This window comes from Streptomyces fulvoviolaceus (genome assembly GCF_000718165.1).
Taxonomy (GTDB): domain Bacteria; phylum Actinomycetota; class Actinomycetes; order Streptomycetales; family Streptomycetaceae; genus Streptomyces; species Streptomyces fulvoviolaceus.
In genome coordinates, this window is the sequence record NZ_JOEY01000013.1 from 149,554 (window position 1) to 164,287 (window position 14,734).

Here is a 14,734-nt window from a genome sequence, read left to right on the forward strand (position 1 = left end):
CCGCCGATGTCCGTGGGGGTCCGCACCCATGCGCAAGCTGTACGTCCTCCTGCTGGGCCTGCTGGCGAGCCTGCTCGCCGCGCCCGCACACGCCGCCGACAACGGCAGTTGGTCCGTCTACCCCATCTCCACGAAAGTCGCCACGCGCCCGTACTTCTACCTCTCTGCCGACCCCGGGCAGACCATCGAGGACAAGGTGGTCGTCGCCAACAAGACGGGGAAGCCACTGACCTTCCGGCTGTACGCGGCCGACGCCTACAACACCGCGCGCGACGGCGGGTTCGCCGTACGGACCCTCAAGGAGAAGCAGCGCGGAGTGGGAGTGTGGGCGAAGCCCGCGAAGGCCAGGGTCAAGGTTCCCGCACACGGCAAGGTCACTGTCCCCTTCACGCTCCGGGTGCCCGAGGGCGCCGAACCCGGCGACCATCCCGGCGCGTTGGTGGCGCTGGACGAGCGGATCGACCGGGGCGACGGCTCCGTCGCGCTCGGTGTGCAGCGGGCCGTCGCGGCCCGTGTCTACCTTCGGGTCGGCGGGCCCACGCTCCCGGCCGTCGCCGTCGAGGACGTCCGCGTCATCCACCACCAGCCCCTCGTCCCCGGCTTCGGCGACAGCACGGCGACGATCTCCTACACCCTGCACAACACCGGCAATGTCACCCTCGACCCGAAGGTGGAGCTGCGCGCGACGGGCCTTTTCGGCCGTACGCTCCTCGCCCGCGACCTCGCGAAGATCCCCTCCGAGCTGCTGCCCGGCCAGCGGGTGCGGCTCAGCGAGCCATGGCGGGGCGCCCCGCAGTTCGACTGGGGCGAGGTGACGCTGACGGCGAGCGCGAAGGACACCCGCGAGTCGGCGAGCGCGTCGTTCTTCGCGCTGCCGTGGCTGCTGGCGGCGGTCCTGGCCGTCGTCCTGGTGCTGGGGGTCGTGCTGCTGATCAGGGCGCGGCGGGCGCGAGCCGCGGCTAGGAGCGTGACCAGCGCGAACGACGCCCCGGCGGGGGAACCGCGGGAGGCGCTTCGCGTGTCGTCTCAAGCTCCGCGACGCTGATCCGGAGGAGTCCTGCCGGGTAGACCCGGGACTCCTCGCTCTTCTCGTCCCAACTCGCCTTGGAGAGCTCGACGAGCCAGCTCGTCTCGGAGAGCCGGAACACCTGGCGCCCGTGCTCCTCGTTGAAGAAGCCCCCGTCACGATGGCTCAGGCACAGCTCCCGGGCGCGCGCGACAGTCTGCTCGCGCCCGCCCTCCACGTGGATCTTCTTCTCGAGACGCCACTGGTGTTCGAGGCCGTAGTCCGCCTCGATGAGTACGTACCACTCACCGGACGTCCCCCCGCTCACACCGGCCCCCGTCTCAGAGCGCGTCCGGGCCGCGCTCGCCCGTCCGCACGCGTACGACGGTCTCGACGGGCAGCGCCCACACCTTGCCGTCGCCGATCTTCCCGGTCCGCGCGGCCTTGACGAGCGCGTCGATGACCGCGTCCGAGTCGGCGTCGTCGACGACGACCTCGATGCGGACCTTGGGGACCAGGTCGACCTGGTACTCGGCGCCGCGGTACACCTCGGTGTGGCCGCGCTGACGCCCGTAGCCACTGGCCTCGGTCACGGTCAGTCCGTGCACGCCCATCTCCTGGAGGGCGTTCTTGACCTCGTCGAGGCGGTACGGCTTGACGATCGCGGTGATGAGCTTCATGCCTGGCTCTTGACCTTCTGGGCGGAGGGGAGGGAGGACGCGCCGACCGGGGCACCGTGGCCCAGGACGCCGTGATCGTATGCCGTCTCGGCGTGCACCGTAAGGTCCAGGCCGGTCTGCTCCTGCTCCTCGCTCGCGCGGAAGCCCAGCGTCCTGTCGAGCAGCTTGCCGATCCCGTACGTCACCAGGAAGGCGTACGCCCCTACGGCGACCACGGCCACCAGCTGCTTGCCGAGCTGGGTGAGCCCGCCGCCGTAGAGGAGCCCCTCGGGGCCGCCGGTCATCTCCTTTGCCGCGAACACGCCGATCAGGACCGTGCCGACGATTCCGCCGACCAGGTGGACGCCGACGACGTCGAGCGAGTCGTCGTAGTTGAGCTTGAACTTCCAGCTCACGGCGTAGGAGCAGACGACACCCGCGGCGAGGCCGACGACGAGCGCGCCGAGGAGCGAGACCGAGCCGCAGGACGGGGTGATCGCGACCAGGCCCGCGACCGCGCCGGACGCCGCGCCCAGCGTGGTCGCGTGGCCGTCGCGCTTCTGCTCGACGAAGAGCCAGCCGAGCAGGCCGGTGCAGCCGGCGGCGAGGGTGTTGAGGAACGCGGCGGCGGCGAGGCCGTTGGCGCCGAGGGCCGAGCCGGCGTTGAAGCCGAACCAGCCGAACCAGAGGAGACCGGCGCCGATCATGACCATGGGGAGGTTGTGCGGGCGCATCGCGTCCTTCTTGAAGCCCAGCCGTGGGCCGAGGACCAGGCAGAGCGCGAGGCCGGAGGCGCCGGAGGTGATCTCGACGGGGAGGCCGCCCGCGAAGTCGAGTGCGCCGAGCCCGTCCAGGATCCAGCCACCCGGACCCCAGACCCAGTGGGTGACGGGAACGTATACGAGCAGGGCCCAGACCGGCACGAAGACCAGCCACGCGCCGAACTTCGCCCGGTCCGCGATCGCGCCGCTGATCAGCGCGGCTGTGATGATCGCGAAGGTGAGCTGGAAGGTGGCGAAGAGGAGGGTGGGGACGGTGCCCTGGACGCTGTCGGGGCCGAGGCCCGCCATGCCGGCGTGCTGGAGCCCGCCGATGAGCCCCCCGAAGGCGTCGTCGCCGAACGCGAGGGAGTAGCCGGCCGCCAGCCACACCACCGTGACCAGGGCGATCGACACGAAGCTCATCATCAGCATGTTGAGGACGCTCTTCGTGCGGACCATGCCGCCGTAGAACAGGGCGAGGCCCGGGGTCATCAGCAGGACCAGGGCGGTGGCGGCGAGCAGCCAGGCGGTGTCGCCGGTGTCGACGCTTGCGGCGGCGAGGATCACGGTCGTCTCCATCGAGGTGGGGGCTCGTCAGAGATTCACCGGCCCGCGTTTCCGGTTGCGCACGAGGGTGTTTCCACGAGGTTTCGTTGCGTGAGGGTTTCCGGAAGCTCACGGCGTCGCGGATGGGCGGACGCTTGTGCGGCGGGGCTCTGTGGATCAGGGAGAATGGGCGGCATGAGCGTTCGCAGCCAGTCATCCGAGCCGTCCGCGGCACCCCACCGCGCCGGCTTCGCCTGCTTCGTGGGCCGCCCCAACGCGGGCAAGTCCACCCTTACGAACGCTCTGGTCGGCCAGAAGGTGGCGATCACCGCGAACCAGCCGCAGACGACGCGGCACACGGTGCGGGGGATCGTGCACCGGCCGGACGCCCAGCTGATCCTGGTCGACACCCCTGGGCTGCACAAGCCGCGCACGCTGCTCGGCGAGCGGCTCAACGACATCGTCCGTACGACCTGGGCCGAGGTCGACGTGATCGGCTTCTGTCTGCCCGCGAACGAGAAGCTCGGTCCCGGTGACCGTTTCATCGCGAAGGAGCTGGCGTCGATCAAGAAGACGCCGAAGATCGCGATCGTCACGAAGACCGACCTGGTGGACTCGAAGACCCTGGCCGAGCAGCTGATCGCGATCGACCAGCTCGGCAAGGAGCTCGGCTTCGAGTGGGCCGAGATCGTGCCGGTGTCGGCGGTCAAGGACACGCAGGTGGACCTGCTGGCCGACCTGCTCGTACCGCTGCTGCCGGAGGGGCCGGCGCTGTACCCCGAGGGCGACCTCACCGACGAGCCCGAGCAGATCATGATCGCGGAGCTGATCCGGGAGGCCGCGCTGGAGGGTGTCCGCGACGAGCTTCCGCACTCCATCGCGGTCGTGGTGGAGGAGATGCTGCCTCGCGAGGACCGCCCCGCCGACAAGCCGCTCCTCGACATCCACGCCTTCGTCTACATCGAGCGGCCCAGCCAGAAGGGCATCATCATCGGCCCCAAGGGCAAGCGTCTGAAGGAGGTCGGGATCAAGTCGCGCAAGCAGATCGAGGCGCTGCTGGGTACGCCGGTGTTCCTGGACCTGCATGTGAAGGTGGCGAAGGACTGGCAGCGGGATCCTCGGCAGTTGCGGAAGCTTGGGTTCTGAGAGACCCCCGCTGTCGGCCTGAACGGCCTCATGGCTCGCTCAGTGACATGTCCTGCAAGCCCACCACCCGCAGCAGTTGCAGTCGCTCGTAGGACTCCGTGCCCGGGCGGGCCGTGTGGACGATCAGGAGCTGCTGGTGTTCGTGGCTGAGCAGGACCTCGCAGTCCAGTTCCAGTAGCCCCACCAGTGGATGCCGGAAGCGCTTCGTCGACGAGCGGCGCAACGCCACCTCGTGCTCGTCCCACAGACACGCGAACTCCTCGCTGGACGAAAGGAGTTCGGCCACCAGCGCGGCCGGTTCCGGGTCGTCGGGGCGGGCGGCTGTCACCGCGCGCAGGTTGGCCACCTGGGAGCGGGCGTGCTCGGCCAGGTCCTCGGGTGGGAACAACTCCCGCGCCGCCGGGTCAAGGAAGAAACGGCGGGTCAGGTTGCGCTCCCGGGGCGGGCGGGCGAACGCGTCCCCGGCCAGCGCCCTCGACATCGCGTTCTGCGCCAGGACGTCACCCATGTCGCTCACCACCTGTGCCGGGGTGTCGTGCAACCGGTCCAGGACCAGCAGCAGACCCGGACGTACGTGCGCCGACGGCGAATCGCGGCGCGGTGGCTCCTCGCCGGTCAGGTGGAACAGGTGGTCCCGTTCGTCGTCCGTCAGGCGCAGGGCGCGGGCCAGTGCCGTCAGCATCTGGCGGGACGGGCGCGGGCCCCGGGACTGTTCCAGGCGGGTGTAGTAGTCCACGGACATGCCCGCGAGCGACGCCACCTCCTCCCTCCGCAGGCCCGGTGTGCGGCGCCGGGGGCCCGACGCGAGGCCCACGTCGGACGGGTCCAGGCGGGCACGGCCACGGCGCAGGAAGTCGGCGAGTTCGGCTCGGTTCACCCCTCCAGCCTGCGGCACCCCGCCCGGCTTATCCAGGGACTGTCGATCCCCTGATCGGGAGGTCTCTCCCGCTCCCCGCGACCTCGTCCAAAGCTGGTCGCAACGAGAGGAGCAGAACATGCTGACGTTGGTGACGGGTGTGACAGGGCAGGTCGGTCGGCGCTTCGTACCGAGGCTGCTGGCACAGCGCCGGCCGGGGGAGCGGGTGCGGGTCCTGGTGCGGGACGAGGCCCGGGGAGAGCGGTTCGCCGAACTGGGCGCCGAGGTCGTGCTCGGGGACCTGCGGGACACGGAGACGCTCGGCAAGGCGGTCGCCGGAGTGGACGCGGTGGTGAACGTCGCGGCGGCCTTCCGCGGCGTGCCGGACGAGGAGGCGTGGGCCGTCAACCGGGACGCGGCCGTGGAGCTGGGCCGGGCGGCACTGGCTTCCGGCGTACGGCGTTTCGTGCAGGTCAGCACGGGGCTGGTGTACGGCCTCGGGCGTGGCCGCCCGCTGACCGAGGAGGACGAGATCCGGCCCGGCGGTGCGATGTGGGGTGCGTACGGCGAGTCGAAGGCGGCGGCCGAACGGGAACTGCTCGCGCTGGACGGCCTGGACGTCCGCGTCGCCCGGCTCCCCTTCGTCTACGGCGAGGGCGACCCGCACCTCGCCCAGTCGCTGATGTGGGCCGCGAACTGGGCGGCGGCCCAACGCCTGCAGATGGGACACCACGCGGACGTCGCCCAGGGCCTGCTGCGCATCCTGCACGCGCCGGGCATCGCCGGCCGGATCTACAACATCGCCGACGACGCCCCCGTCACGGCGGTCGAACTGCACCAGCTCAACGGGGTCGAGGTCCCCGCCGCCCTGTACGACCGCACCGATCCCGACCCGTGGTTCGTCATCACCTCCACGGACCGCATCCGCCGCGAGCTGGGCTACCGGCCGCTGTACCCCAGCGTCTACGCGGCCAGGGACGCCGGCGCACTCTGAATCAGGGCCCGGGGGCCAGTCGCCCGGCGCCATCTGCGGTGCCGGGCGAGGTCGTAGGGCGTCTGCGGCGCCATCGTGGCTGGTCGCGCAGTTCCCCGCGCCCCTAAAGAACGGCGTTGCCGCGGCCGCCGATGGCGAGCAACCCGGCGCGGGCGTGAGCGTCAGCCGCCGATGGTCAGCAACCCGGCGCGGGCGTGAGCGTCAGCCGCCGACGGCAGCAACCCGGCACGAGCATGAGCACCAGTCGCCGATGGCGAGCAACCCGGGCGCGGGCGTGGGCGCCCGGTCGCCCGCGGCGGGAAGGGGACGGGGCGGGGGGTGTCCGCCCGCAGTGGCGGGCGTCCGGTTCCGAGCACATCCCCAGCAGACAGCACCGCCCGACCGAGGACGGACACCCCCCGCCCCGGCCCCGACCCACCCACCGAACCGCAGGCGCTACGCGCACCCCCACCGAACCCGCGCAGCGCGCCGCAGGCATGACAACCTCAGCCCCCGGCCGCCACCCGCAGCGCCTCGACGAACGCCTCCAGCGCCGGCTGCGGCGGGGCCGTCTCCCGTACGGCGGCATGGATCGACCGGGTCGGCTCCGGCGCCCGAAGCTGTCGTACGACGACGTCCGGATGCCGTCCGCCCAGCCCCAGCCGCGGAATCAGGGTCACGCCCAGCCCCGCCGCCACGAACCCCTGCGCGGTGACGTAGTCCTCGCTGTCCACGACGAAGCGCGGGCGGAACCCGGCGGCCTCGCAGGCGGCGAGCTGGGCGTCCAGGCAGGGGCCGGGCCACTCGCTGCCGACCCAGGGCTCCTCGGCCAGTTCAGCCAGCTCAAGAGTCCGCCGTGTCGCCAAAGGGTGCCCCTTCGGCAGTACGGCAAGGTACGGGTCGTCGAGCAGGTGCAGCAGCCGTACGCCTTCGTGCGCCGCTGCCTGCGGCCCCACCACCAGCGCCAGATCCGCCCGGCCCTCCCGCACGTCCGGCAGCGGGTCCTCCGGGTCGATCAGCTTCAGCTCGATCTGGACGCGGGGGTGCTCCGTCCGCAGCCGGGCCACCGCGGGGGCGACCAGGGCGGCGCCGGCCGTGGCGAAGTAGCGCACGGACAGTCGGCCCGTGCGCCCGGCGAGCAGGTCGGCGAGGGCGGTCTCGGCCTCGCCGACCTGGCGGGCGATCGCGTCCGCGTGCTCGGTGAGCAACAGCCCCGCGGCCGTGGGCCGTACGCCCCGCCCCACCCGCTCCAACAGCTCGGTCCCGGCCTCCTTCTCCAGCGCCGCGACCTGCTGGCTGATCGCGGAGGGCGTGTAGCCGAGGCGGGCCGCCGCCGCGGTCACGGAGCCGCTGGACACCACGGCCCGCAGCATCTGCATGCGTCGCACATCAAGCATGTACTCCAGCTTAATGGTGCCTGCACTACTTTTCACTTGTCCTGATGAGTCGGTCCGGGCAGTGTGGAGACATGCAGCCCGCCTCCACACTCCGCATGGCCGCCCTCGCCCTCCTGTGGGGCTCAGGGTTCCTCTGGATCAAGCTCGCCCTCGACCACGGCCTCTCCCCCGCCCAGATCACCATCGTCCGCTGCGCCCTGGGCACGGCGACCCTGCTGGTCCTCGCCCGCTCGGCCGGCCAGCGGCTGCCCCGCTCGCGCGCCACCTGGGGCCATCTGGTCGTGGCCGCGCTGTTCTGCAACGCGATCCCGTTCGCCCTGTTCGCGGTGGGCGAGCAGAGCCTCGACTCCGGCATCGCGGGCGTCCTGAACGCCACAACGCCCCTGTGGTCCTTGCTGATCGGCGTGCTCCTCGGCACGGACCGCGGACTGCACCCCGTACGCCTGACCGGCCTGCTCCTCGGCTTCGCCGGTACGGTGCTGATCTTCGCCCCCTGGCACCGCTCGGGCCTGCTGACCTGGGGCGCGCTCGCCCTGCTGGCCGCCGCCGCGAGCTACGCCGTGGCCTTCGCGTACATGGCCCGCAAACTCACGGACAAGCAGGCCCCGATGGCGATGTCCGCCGCCCAGCTGCTCATGGCGACCGGCTGGACCACCCTGTCCCTCCCGGTCGCGGGCCCACTGGAGGCCGACCTCACCGCGCTCCTCGCGGTCACGGCCCTGGGCATCCTCGGCACCGGCGTGACCTTCTACCTCAACTACCGCCTGATCGCCGACGAGGGCGCGACCACTGCGGCGACGGTCGGCTACCTGCTCCCGGTCGTCTCGGTGGCGCTGGGTGCGCTGCTGTTGGACGAACAGGTCGGGATCCGGGTGCTGGTCGGCATGGCGGTCGTACTGACAGGGGTGGCGATGACGCGCCCCAGAGGGGCGCGGGGCTGTGTTCGATTTGCGGCTACCGCCGCGCGGGCGCGCTCAACCCCAACGGCGCCGCAGCCGAAGAACAACGAGCTCTACGCCCCGTAGAACAGCGTCTCGACCACAGCCCGGGCCCTGCGCGCCGTCCGCCGGTAGTCGTCCAGCATGTCCCCCACGTGCCCGGGGTCATACCCCAAGTACCGCCCCACCGCGGCGAGTTCACGCGGATCCGAGGGGAAGGTGTCGCCCGCCCGGCCCCGGACCAGCATCACCGCGTTGCGCACCCGGGTGGCCAGCACCCACGCCTCGTCGAGGATCGCGGCGTCCTCGCCGGAGATGAGCTCGGCCGCGCACGCGGCGGCGAGGCCCTCCCGGGTCCGCGTCGTCCGCAGGCCGGGCTCCACCCACCCGTGGTGCAACTGCAGCAGCTGCACGGTCCATTCGACGTCGGACAGCCCGCCGGGCCCGAGCTTGGTGTGCAGCTTCGGGTCCGCGCCGCGCGGCATCCGTTCCGACTCCATGCGGGCCTTCATGCGCCGGATCTCCCGTACGGCGTCGTCCCCGAGCCCCTCCGCCGGGTACCGCAACGGATCGATCAGCTCGATGAAACGGCTCCCCAAGTCCTCGTCCCCCGCGACGACTTCGGCCCGCAGCAGGGCCTGCGACTCCCACACCAGGGACCAGCGGCGGTAGTAGGCCTCGTAGGAGTTCAACGACCGTACGAGCGGCCCGGACTTGCCCTCCGGGCGCAGGTCGGCGTCGATGAGGAGCGGCGGGTCGGCGCTCGGGATCTGCAGCAGGCGGCGCATCTCGGAGACGACCTTGTTGGCGGCTTCGGAGGCCGCCTGCTCGGGCACGCCGTCGCGCGGTTCGTGCACGAACAGGACGTCCGCGTCGGAGCCGTAGCCGAGTTCGTGGCCGCCGAACCGGCCCATGCCGATGACGGCGAACCGGGTCGGCAGGGTGTCGCCCCAGGTGTCCCGCACCACCGCGCGCAGGGTGCCCGCGAGGGTCGCCGCCGTCAGGTCGGAGACGGCACTGCCGACCCGGTCCACCAGCGCGCCCTGGTCGGCCTCGGCCGGCTGGGCCTCGGTGCCGTAGGAGCTGACGATGTCGGTGGCGGTGATGCGGAACAGCTCGCGGCGTCGGACACCGCGCGCCGCCGTGACCGCCTGCACGGCACCCCCGGCACGGCCGACCGCGGCGAGGATCTCCTGCTCCAACTGGGCCCGCCCGCGCGGCTCCAGTCCACCGCCGTCGCCGTCCCCGAGGAGCGCCACCGCCTCGGGGGCGCGCATCAGCAGGTCGGGGGCGAGCCGGCCGGCGGACAGTACACGCGCGAGGTTCTCGGCGGCCGCGCCCTCGTCCCTCAACAGCCGTAGATACCAAGGGGTCTTGCCCAACGCGTCCGACACCTTGCGGAAGTTGAGCAGACCGGCGTCCGGGTCGGCCGAGTCGGCGAACCAACCCAGCAGTACGGGCAGCAGAGTTCGCTGGATCGCGGCCTTGCGGGTGACCCCGGACGCCAGTGCTTCCAGGTGCCTGAGGGCGGCGGCCGGATCGGCGTACCCGAGCGCGACCAGCCGTTCCCGGGCCGCCTCGAGGCTCAACCGGGCCTCGCTGGGACCGAGTTGGGCGACCGCGTCGAGCAGCGGCCGGTAGAAGAGCTTCTCGTGCAGGCGTCGTACGACGGAGGCGTGCCGTTTCCACTCGCGGTTCAGCTCGGTCACCGGTTCCGTGCGTAGGCCCAGGGAGCGGCCGAGGCGGCGCAGGTCGGCCTCGTCCTCGGGGACGAGGTGGGTGCGGCGCAGCCGGTAGAGCTGGATGCGGTGTTCCATGGAGCGCAGGAAGCGGTAGGCGTCGTCGAGCTGGACGGCATCCGTGCGGCCGACGTAGCCGCCGGCGGCGAGTGCCTGCAGCGCGTCGAGCGTGGTGCCGCTCCGGAGTGAGGCGTCGGTCCGTCCGTGCACCAACTGCAGGAGCTGTACGGCGAATTCGACGTCCCTGAGGCCACCCGGGCCGAGCTTCAGCTCGCGTTCGATCTCGGCGACCGGGATGTTCTCGACGACCCTGCGCCGCATCTTCTGCACGTCGGGGACGAAGTTCTCGCGCTCGGCGGCCTTCCAGACGAGGGGTTCGAGGGCGCTGACGTACTCCTCGCCGAGCTCGATGTCGCCGGCCACCGGGCGGGCCTTGAGCAGCGCCTGGAACTCCCAGGTCTTGGCCCAGCGCTGGTAGTAGGCGAGGTGGCTGCTGAGCGTGCGCACCAGCGGACCGTTTCTGCCCTCGGGGCGCAGGTTCGCGTCGACGGGCCAGATGGAGCCCTCGACGGTGGTCTCGGAGCAGATGCGCATCAGGTGCGAGGCGAGCTTGGTGGCGGACCTGAGGGCCTTGCCCTCGTCGGCGCCGGCGACGGCCTCGCCGACGAAGATGACGTCGACGTCGGAGACGTAGTTCAGCTCGTGGCCGCCGCACTTGCCCATCGCGATGACCGCGAGCCGGCACAGCGCCGCGTCGTCGGGCGCGGCGGCGCGGGCGATGGCGAGGGCGGCGCGCAGGGTCGCGGTGGCGAGGTCGGCGAGCTCGGCGGCGGTCTCGGCGATGTCGGTGGTGCCGCACACGTCACGGGCGGCGATGGACAGCAGGCAGCGGCGATAGGCGACGCGCAGGGAAACGGGGTCGATGGCTTCCGCCAGCCCCCGCTCGAACTCCTCCACCCCTGGGTGCAGGTCCCGCGGCTCGTACATCACGAGCGCCTGCCAGTCGCTCGGGTGCCGGGCGAGATGGTCGGCGAGCGCGGCGGACGCCCCGAGCACACCGAGCAGGCGGTCGCGCAGCGGCTTGGCCGCTATCACCGTGTCGAGCAGCTCGCGCCAGGCGCTGTGGCCGGGCTGGGCTTCGAGGAGTCGTACGAGACCGTGCAGCGCGAGGTCGGGATCGGCGGTCGCGCCCAGTGCCTCCAGGAGCACCGGGTCGTCGCGTACGGGTGCCAGCTCCGGGCTCTCCAGCAGCCGCTCGGCGGCCGAGGGATCGGTGAAGCCGTGCCGCAGCAGCCGCGAGAAGGTACTGCTCCTGCGCCCCGGCGCCGTCATCCCCGGCCTCCCGTCCGATCAAGGTCGTATGCGCTTGAGCGTAACCGGAGACCTTGGGAGAAGCGCCGGGGCGGGCGAGTGGATTCAGCGGTTCACCGTCACCGTGACCGGGCGGGACGGGTCGGTGAGCACGGTGTCGCCCGGCATGCGGTCCGGGACGGCGACGCCGTCGAAGGGCGGCAGGACGGCCGGCCCGGTCTGCCGGCCGGCGATCGGCACGACGATCCGTTGCACGGTGCCCGGCCGGACGCCGCCGGCCGCCGTGGCGTACCGGACGTCGAGGCACTGCTTCCGCAGCCGCGCCAGCACGTCCGCGACGGCCGCGCCCGGCTCGACCTCCGGGAGCACCACGTGCCGGTTCAGGGAAGGGTCGAGCCCTTCGCAGGCACGGTTGTCCGGCGGCGGCGTGGGCTGTCCGGGCCGACCCCCGTGCGGTCCGGACAGGGTGAGGCGGGTGAGGTCGTCGGCGTCGGTGTTCGTGGCGTCGACGCGGAGGGTGTCGCGGCGCAGCCACTGCAAGGGCTGCCCGTCGAGCTCGGCCGAGGTCCAGTCCGCGGTGTCGACCAGGAATCCGGTCTCGGTCGCGGGCTCGTCCTCCGGGATCACCATCCGGGGCGCCGACGCGCGCGAGGCCCGCTCCGGCTGTGGCCAGTGACGCAGCACCACGAGCAGCTTGTCGGCGGGCCGGTCGAACGGGTACGCGCGGCCATGGGGCACCGCGTAGGACCCGGCCTCGGAGACCGCCTCGCGGGAGACGCCGTAGACCTGGATGTCGCCGCGGGGACCGAGGGTGAACCTGACCGTGGAGAAGGCCGCGTCGGCTGCCGCGGTGGAGGGGGTGTCGCAGCCGGTGGCCAGCAGGGCGGCTAACAGGGGGAGGGCGCCCGCGACGAGGACTGCGGGCCGGTGCGGGTGTGGACGGGTACGCATCGGATGCCTCCGGCTTGTCCGGCAGCCCGGGTGGCTGCCTGCCTCGACAGTCCATCCGTCGGCGGCCATAGCCCATTCGTCATTTGGCGAATCCCGCGGCCGTGCGCCCGAGCGGGGCGTAGCGTCGTGTCAGGCAGCGAATCGGCCCCGGGAGGCCGACATGACCCCACCGCATACGACAGCCGAGGCCCATCTGCGGCACATGGCCGACGTCCTGGACGAGGCCCGGCAGGATCTCTCGGGCGGCGTGCCCCCGAAGTCCCTGCTCTTCGGTCTGCAACAGCTCGTCGACGCCGACTGCGCCAGCTTCTCGGAGACGGACATCCCGACCCGGCGCTCCCTCAACCAGCAGGACACCGACCCGGACGACCCGGGCGCGGAATCGGTGGACGGCTACTGGCGCTGGCGCCACCAGCATCTGCTGTGCCTCCAGGTGTCGCGGCCGCACAGCAGCCCCGAGACCACGCAGCTGACGGACTTCATGTCGGTGCGCCGGCTGACGAACCTGGCGATCTACACCGAGTTCATCGCTCCGATCAAGAGCATCGCGACCATCACCCTGCCCACCGCCCCGAACCGCACGCGCGTCTTCCAGTTCTTCCGTGAGGACCCGAAGCCGTTCACCGATCACGAGATGACCACGCTGCACCTGATGGCACCCCACGTGTACGCCATCTACCGGGAGGCCGCCGACCGCCGAAGGCCACCGGTCCGCCTCACCCACCGCGAACTCGACGTCCTGCGCTGCGTGGCCCTCGGCCTGAACACCCCGCAGATCGCCGAACAGCTCTCCGTCTCCCCCAGCACCGTCCGCAAGCATCTGGAGAACGCCTTCGGCAGACTGGGTGTGTCGAGCCGTACCGCCGCGGTGGCCCGTGTGTTCCCCGAGGCGGCGGCATCTGGAGGCTACTGATGACCGACAAGGAACCCGAGGCCCGTCTCGACCCCCGCTACAGCGACGCCGACGCCACCGCGACCCCCTGGGCCGACGCCCAGTCACTGCTCGCCGCCGCCGAGCTGTTCTGGATCTCGACGGTACGACCGGACGGGCGACCGCATGTGACACCGCTGCCCGCGGTGTGGACGCACGGGGCGCTGCACTTCTGCACCGGGCCCGAGGAGCGCAAGGCCCGCAATCTCGCGGAGAACCCGCACGTCGCGCTGACCACCGGCACCAACATCTGGGACAAGGGGTACGACCTGGTGGTGGAGGGCGAGGCGGTGCGCGTGTCCGACGAGGGCAGGCTGCGGGAGCTGGCCGCCGCGTGGGAGGCCAAGTACGGCGATTTCTGGCACTTCGAGGTACGGGAGGGGTATTTCCACCACGGTCCTGGACGCGCCGCCGTCTTCGCGGTGGCGCCGCGCACGGTTTTCGGCTTCGGTAAGGGGGAGCCGTTCAGCCAGACGCGCTGGCGGTTCGACTGACGTACGACAACGGAGTCCTACGAACAGGGGAATCAGCCATGCAGATGAGCCTCGAAGTGGTCCTGCTGCCGGTCTCGGACGTGGACCGGGCCAAGGAGTTCTACCGGGACAAGGTCGGCTTCCACGTGGACCTCGACGGCGAGGTGATGGAGGGCGTCCGGATCGTCCAGCTGACCCCGCCCGGCTCCGGCTGTTCGATCGCCCTGGCCGCCGGCCTCGAGGTCCCGACAGGGATGCCGAAGCCGGGTACTTACCACGGCCTCCAGCTGTGCGTCACGGACGCGAAGGCCGCCTACGACGAGCTCACCGCGCGGGGGCTCGACGTGAGCGAGCCGGTGCAGTTCGCCCCGCAGGACGGCGCGACCTTCATGTACTTCAAGGACCCGGACGGCAACGGCTGGGCGATCCAGGAGTACAAGCGCCGCGAGACGGAGCCGCTGCACCAGCTGCTGGCGGATCTGGCTGCCCGAGGAGAGTGAGCCCGGCGGGTCAGGTGTCCCCGCTCTGGGTGTGACGGCAGCCCTCGATGCGGCGGTACCACCACACGCGGGGACGCCACTTCCGGCGCGCGTCGACGAACGGATCCGGCAGGGTGCGGGCGAGGTAGTCGGCGTCCAGCGACGCGACCAGCCGCCCCAGCTCGGCACGGGCCCGCGGGGGCAGGTTCCGCACGGCCGTGTCGAGCGTGTCGCGGGCGTGCCGGACGTCCAGGAGAGAACAGCCCCGGCAGGAGCAGTCGTCCAGATACGGGTAACGGGGCCTGCGTCCCGGCGGGCTCAGAAAGGCCCGGTACCGCCGCAAGGCGCGATCGGTGACGCCGGGAAAGACGTAGTAGTCGCCCGAGAGTGCCTCGTACCGGTGGATCGCGAGGCTGGTACGGGCCGAGAGGCCGTGGATGCGGTCCGGGGCGGGGGTGTCCCACCCGCGCGGACGGTGGCGGAGCTGCCGGGAGGCGCGCAGCGCGCCGGGGCGCCTACGCGGCATCGCCCTTTCGGATCGAGTTCATACGGGCATTATGCCCCGCGC

Annotated in this window: 15 protein-coding genes; 7 read left to right on the forward strand and 8 right to left on the reverse strand. The window is 71.8% G+C overall.

Going from position 1 to position 14,734, the window contains the following annotated elements; all coding sequences use genetic code 11:
- The first annotated feature begins 28 nt into the window (after positions 1-28).
- Positions 29-1,045, forward strand: coding sequence for a WxL protein peptidoglycan domain-containing protein (locus IG08_RS0116030; RefSeq protein ID WP_030601807.1), 1,017 nt, complete (start codon positions 29-31; stop codon positions 1,043-1,045).
- Here the strand turns inward: IG08_RS0116030 and IG08_RS0116035 are convergent.
- The 3 genes from IG08_RS0116035 to IG08_RS0116045 are packed head-to-tail and all read right to left on the reverse strand — an operon-like array spanning position 960 to position 3,005.
- Positions 960-1,334 (reverse strand): hypothetical protein, encoded by a 375-nt coding sequence (locus IG08_RS0116035; protein ID WP_030601810.1) that lies wholly within the window; start codon positions 1,332-1,334, stop codon positions 960-962. The two genes, IG08_RS0116030 and IG08_RS0116035, sit on opposite strands and share 86 nt — an antisense overlap.
- Before the next feature lie 13 nt (positions 1,335-1,347).
- Entirely contained in the window at positions 1,348-1,686 is a 339-nt protein-coding gene (locus IG08_RS0116040) for a P-II family nitrogen regulator (RefSeq protein ID WP_030601813.1), read from the reverse strand.
- On the reverse strand, positions 1,683-3,005 hold the full coding sequence (locus IG08_RS0116045) for an ammonium transporter (RefSeq protein WP_030601815.1): 1,323 nt from the start codon (positions 3,003-3,005) through the stop codon (positions 1,683-1,685). Before IG08_RS0116045 ends, IG08_RS0116040 begins: the two co-directional genes overlap by 4 nt.
- Positions 3,006-3,167: 162 nt before the next feature.
- Here IG08_RS0116045 and era point away from each other — a divergent pair, with 162 nt between their 5' ends.
- Entirely contained in the window at positions 3,168-4,118 is a 951-nt protein-coding gene (gene era / locus IG08_RS0116050) for a GTPase Era (protein WP_043454397.1), read from the forward strand.
- A 28-nt stretch (positions 4,119-4,146) separates the two neighbouring features.
- Here era and IG08_RS0116055 read toward each other — a convergent pair whose 3' ends face one another.
- Entirely contained in the window at positions 4,147-4,995 is an 849-nt protein-coding gene (locus tag IG08_RS0116055; protein ID WP_030601822.1) for a helix-turn-helix transcriptional regulator, read from the reverse strand.
- Between the two features lie 118 nt (positions 4,996-5,113).
- Between IG08_RS0116055 and IG08_RS0116060 the strand changes: the two genes are divergently transcribed.
- Positions 5,114-5,968 (forward strand): NAD-dependent epimerase/dehydratase family protein, encoded by an 855-nt coding sequence (locus tag IG08_RS0116060; RefSeq protein WP_030601825.1) that lies wholly within the window; start codon positions 5,114-5,116, stop codon positions 5,966-5,968.
- Between the two features lie 485 nt (positions 5,969-6,453).
- Here the strand turns inward: IG08_RS0116060 and IG08_RS0116065 are convergent, their stop codons facing one another.
- Complete coding sequence (locus tag IG08_RS0116065; RefSeq protein WP_030601827.1) at positions 6,454-7,344, reverse strand: LysR family transcriptional regulator; 891 nt, start codon at positions 7,342-7,344, stop codon at positions 6,454-6,456.
- Between the two features lie 71 nt (positions 7,345-7,415).
- Between IG08_RS0116065 and IG08_RS0116070 the strand changes: the two genes are divergently transcribed.
- On the forward strand, positions 7,416-8,369 hold the full coding sequence (locus tag IG08_RS0116070; RefSeq protein WP_043454399.1) for a DMT family transporter: 954 nt from the start codon (positions 7,416-7,418) through the stop codon (positions 8,367-8,369).
- Here IG08_RS0116070 and IG08_RS0116075 read toward each other — a convergent pair.
- Together IG08_RS0116075 and IG08_RS0116080 are read right to left on the reverse strand one after the other, a co-directional pair.
- A complete protein-coding gene (locus IG08_RS0116075) occupies positions 8,357-11,353 on the reverse strand; it encodes a bifunctional [glutamine synthetase] adenylyltransferase/[glutamine synthetase]-adenylyl-L-tyrosine phosphorylase (protein WP_030601832.1) in 2,997 nt (998 codons plus the stop codon). The two genes, IG08_RS0116070 and IG08_RS0116075, sit on opposite strands and share 13 nt — an antisense overlap.
- A gap of 84 nt (positions 11,354-11,437) precedes the next feature.
- Complete coding sequence (locus tag IG08_RS0116080) at positions 11,438-12,283, reverse strand: hypothetical protein (RefSeq protein ID WP_052424714.1); 846 nt, start codon at positions 12,281-12,283, stop codon at positions 11,438-11,440.
- A 160-nt stretch (positions 12,284-12,443) separates the two neighbouring features.
- Here IG08_RS0116080 and IG08_RS0116085 point away from each other — a divergent pair, with 160 nt between their 5' ends.
- From IG08_RS0116085 to IG08_RS0116095, 3 genes are read left to right on the forward strand one after another with little or no spacing between them, the layout of a single operon-like run.
- A complete protein-coding gene (locus IG08_RS0116085) occupies positions 12,444-13,196 on the forward strand; it encodes a helix-turn-helix domain-containing protein (RefSeq protein ID WP_030601838.1) in 753 nt (250 codons plus the stop codon).
- Positions 13,196-13,708, forward strand: coding sequence for a pyridoxamine 5'-phosphate oxidase family protein (locus tag IG08_RS0116090; RefSeq protein WP_030601841.1), 513 nt, complete (start codon positions 13,196-13,198; stop codon positions 13,706-13,708). Before IG08_RS0116085 ends, IG08_RS0116090 begins: the two co-directional genes overlap by 1 nt.
- Positions 13,709-13,746: 38 nt before the next feature.
- Positions 13,747-14,187 (forward strand): VOC family protein, encoded by a 441-nt coding sequence (locus IG08_RS0116095; RefSeq protein WP_030601844.1) that lies wholly within the window; start codon positions 13,747-13,749, stop codon positions 14,185-14,187.
- 10 nt (positions 14,188-14,197) lie between these two features.
- On the opposite strand, the gene IG08_RS0116100 is transcribed toward IG08_RS0116095, so the two are convergent.
- Positions 14,198-14,692, reverse strand: coding sequence for a hypothetical protein (locus IG08_RS0116100; RefSeq protein ID WP_030601847.1), 495 nt, complete (start codon positions 14,690-14,692; stop codon positions 14,198-14,200).
- Positions 14,693-14,734: the final 42 nt, after the last annotated feature.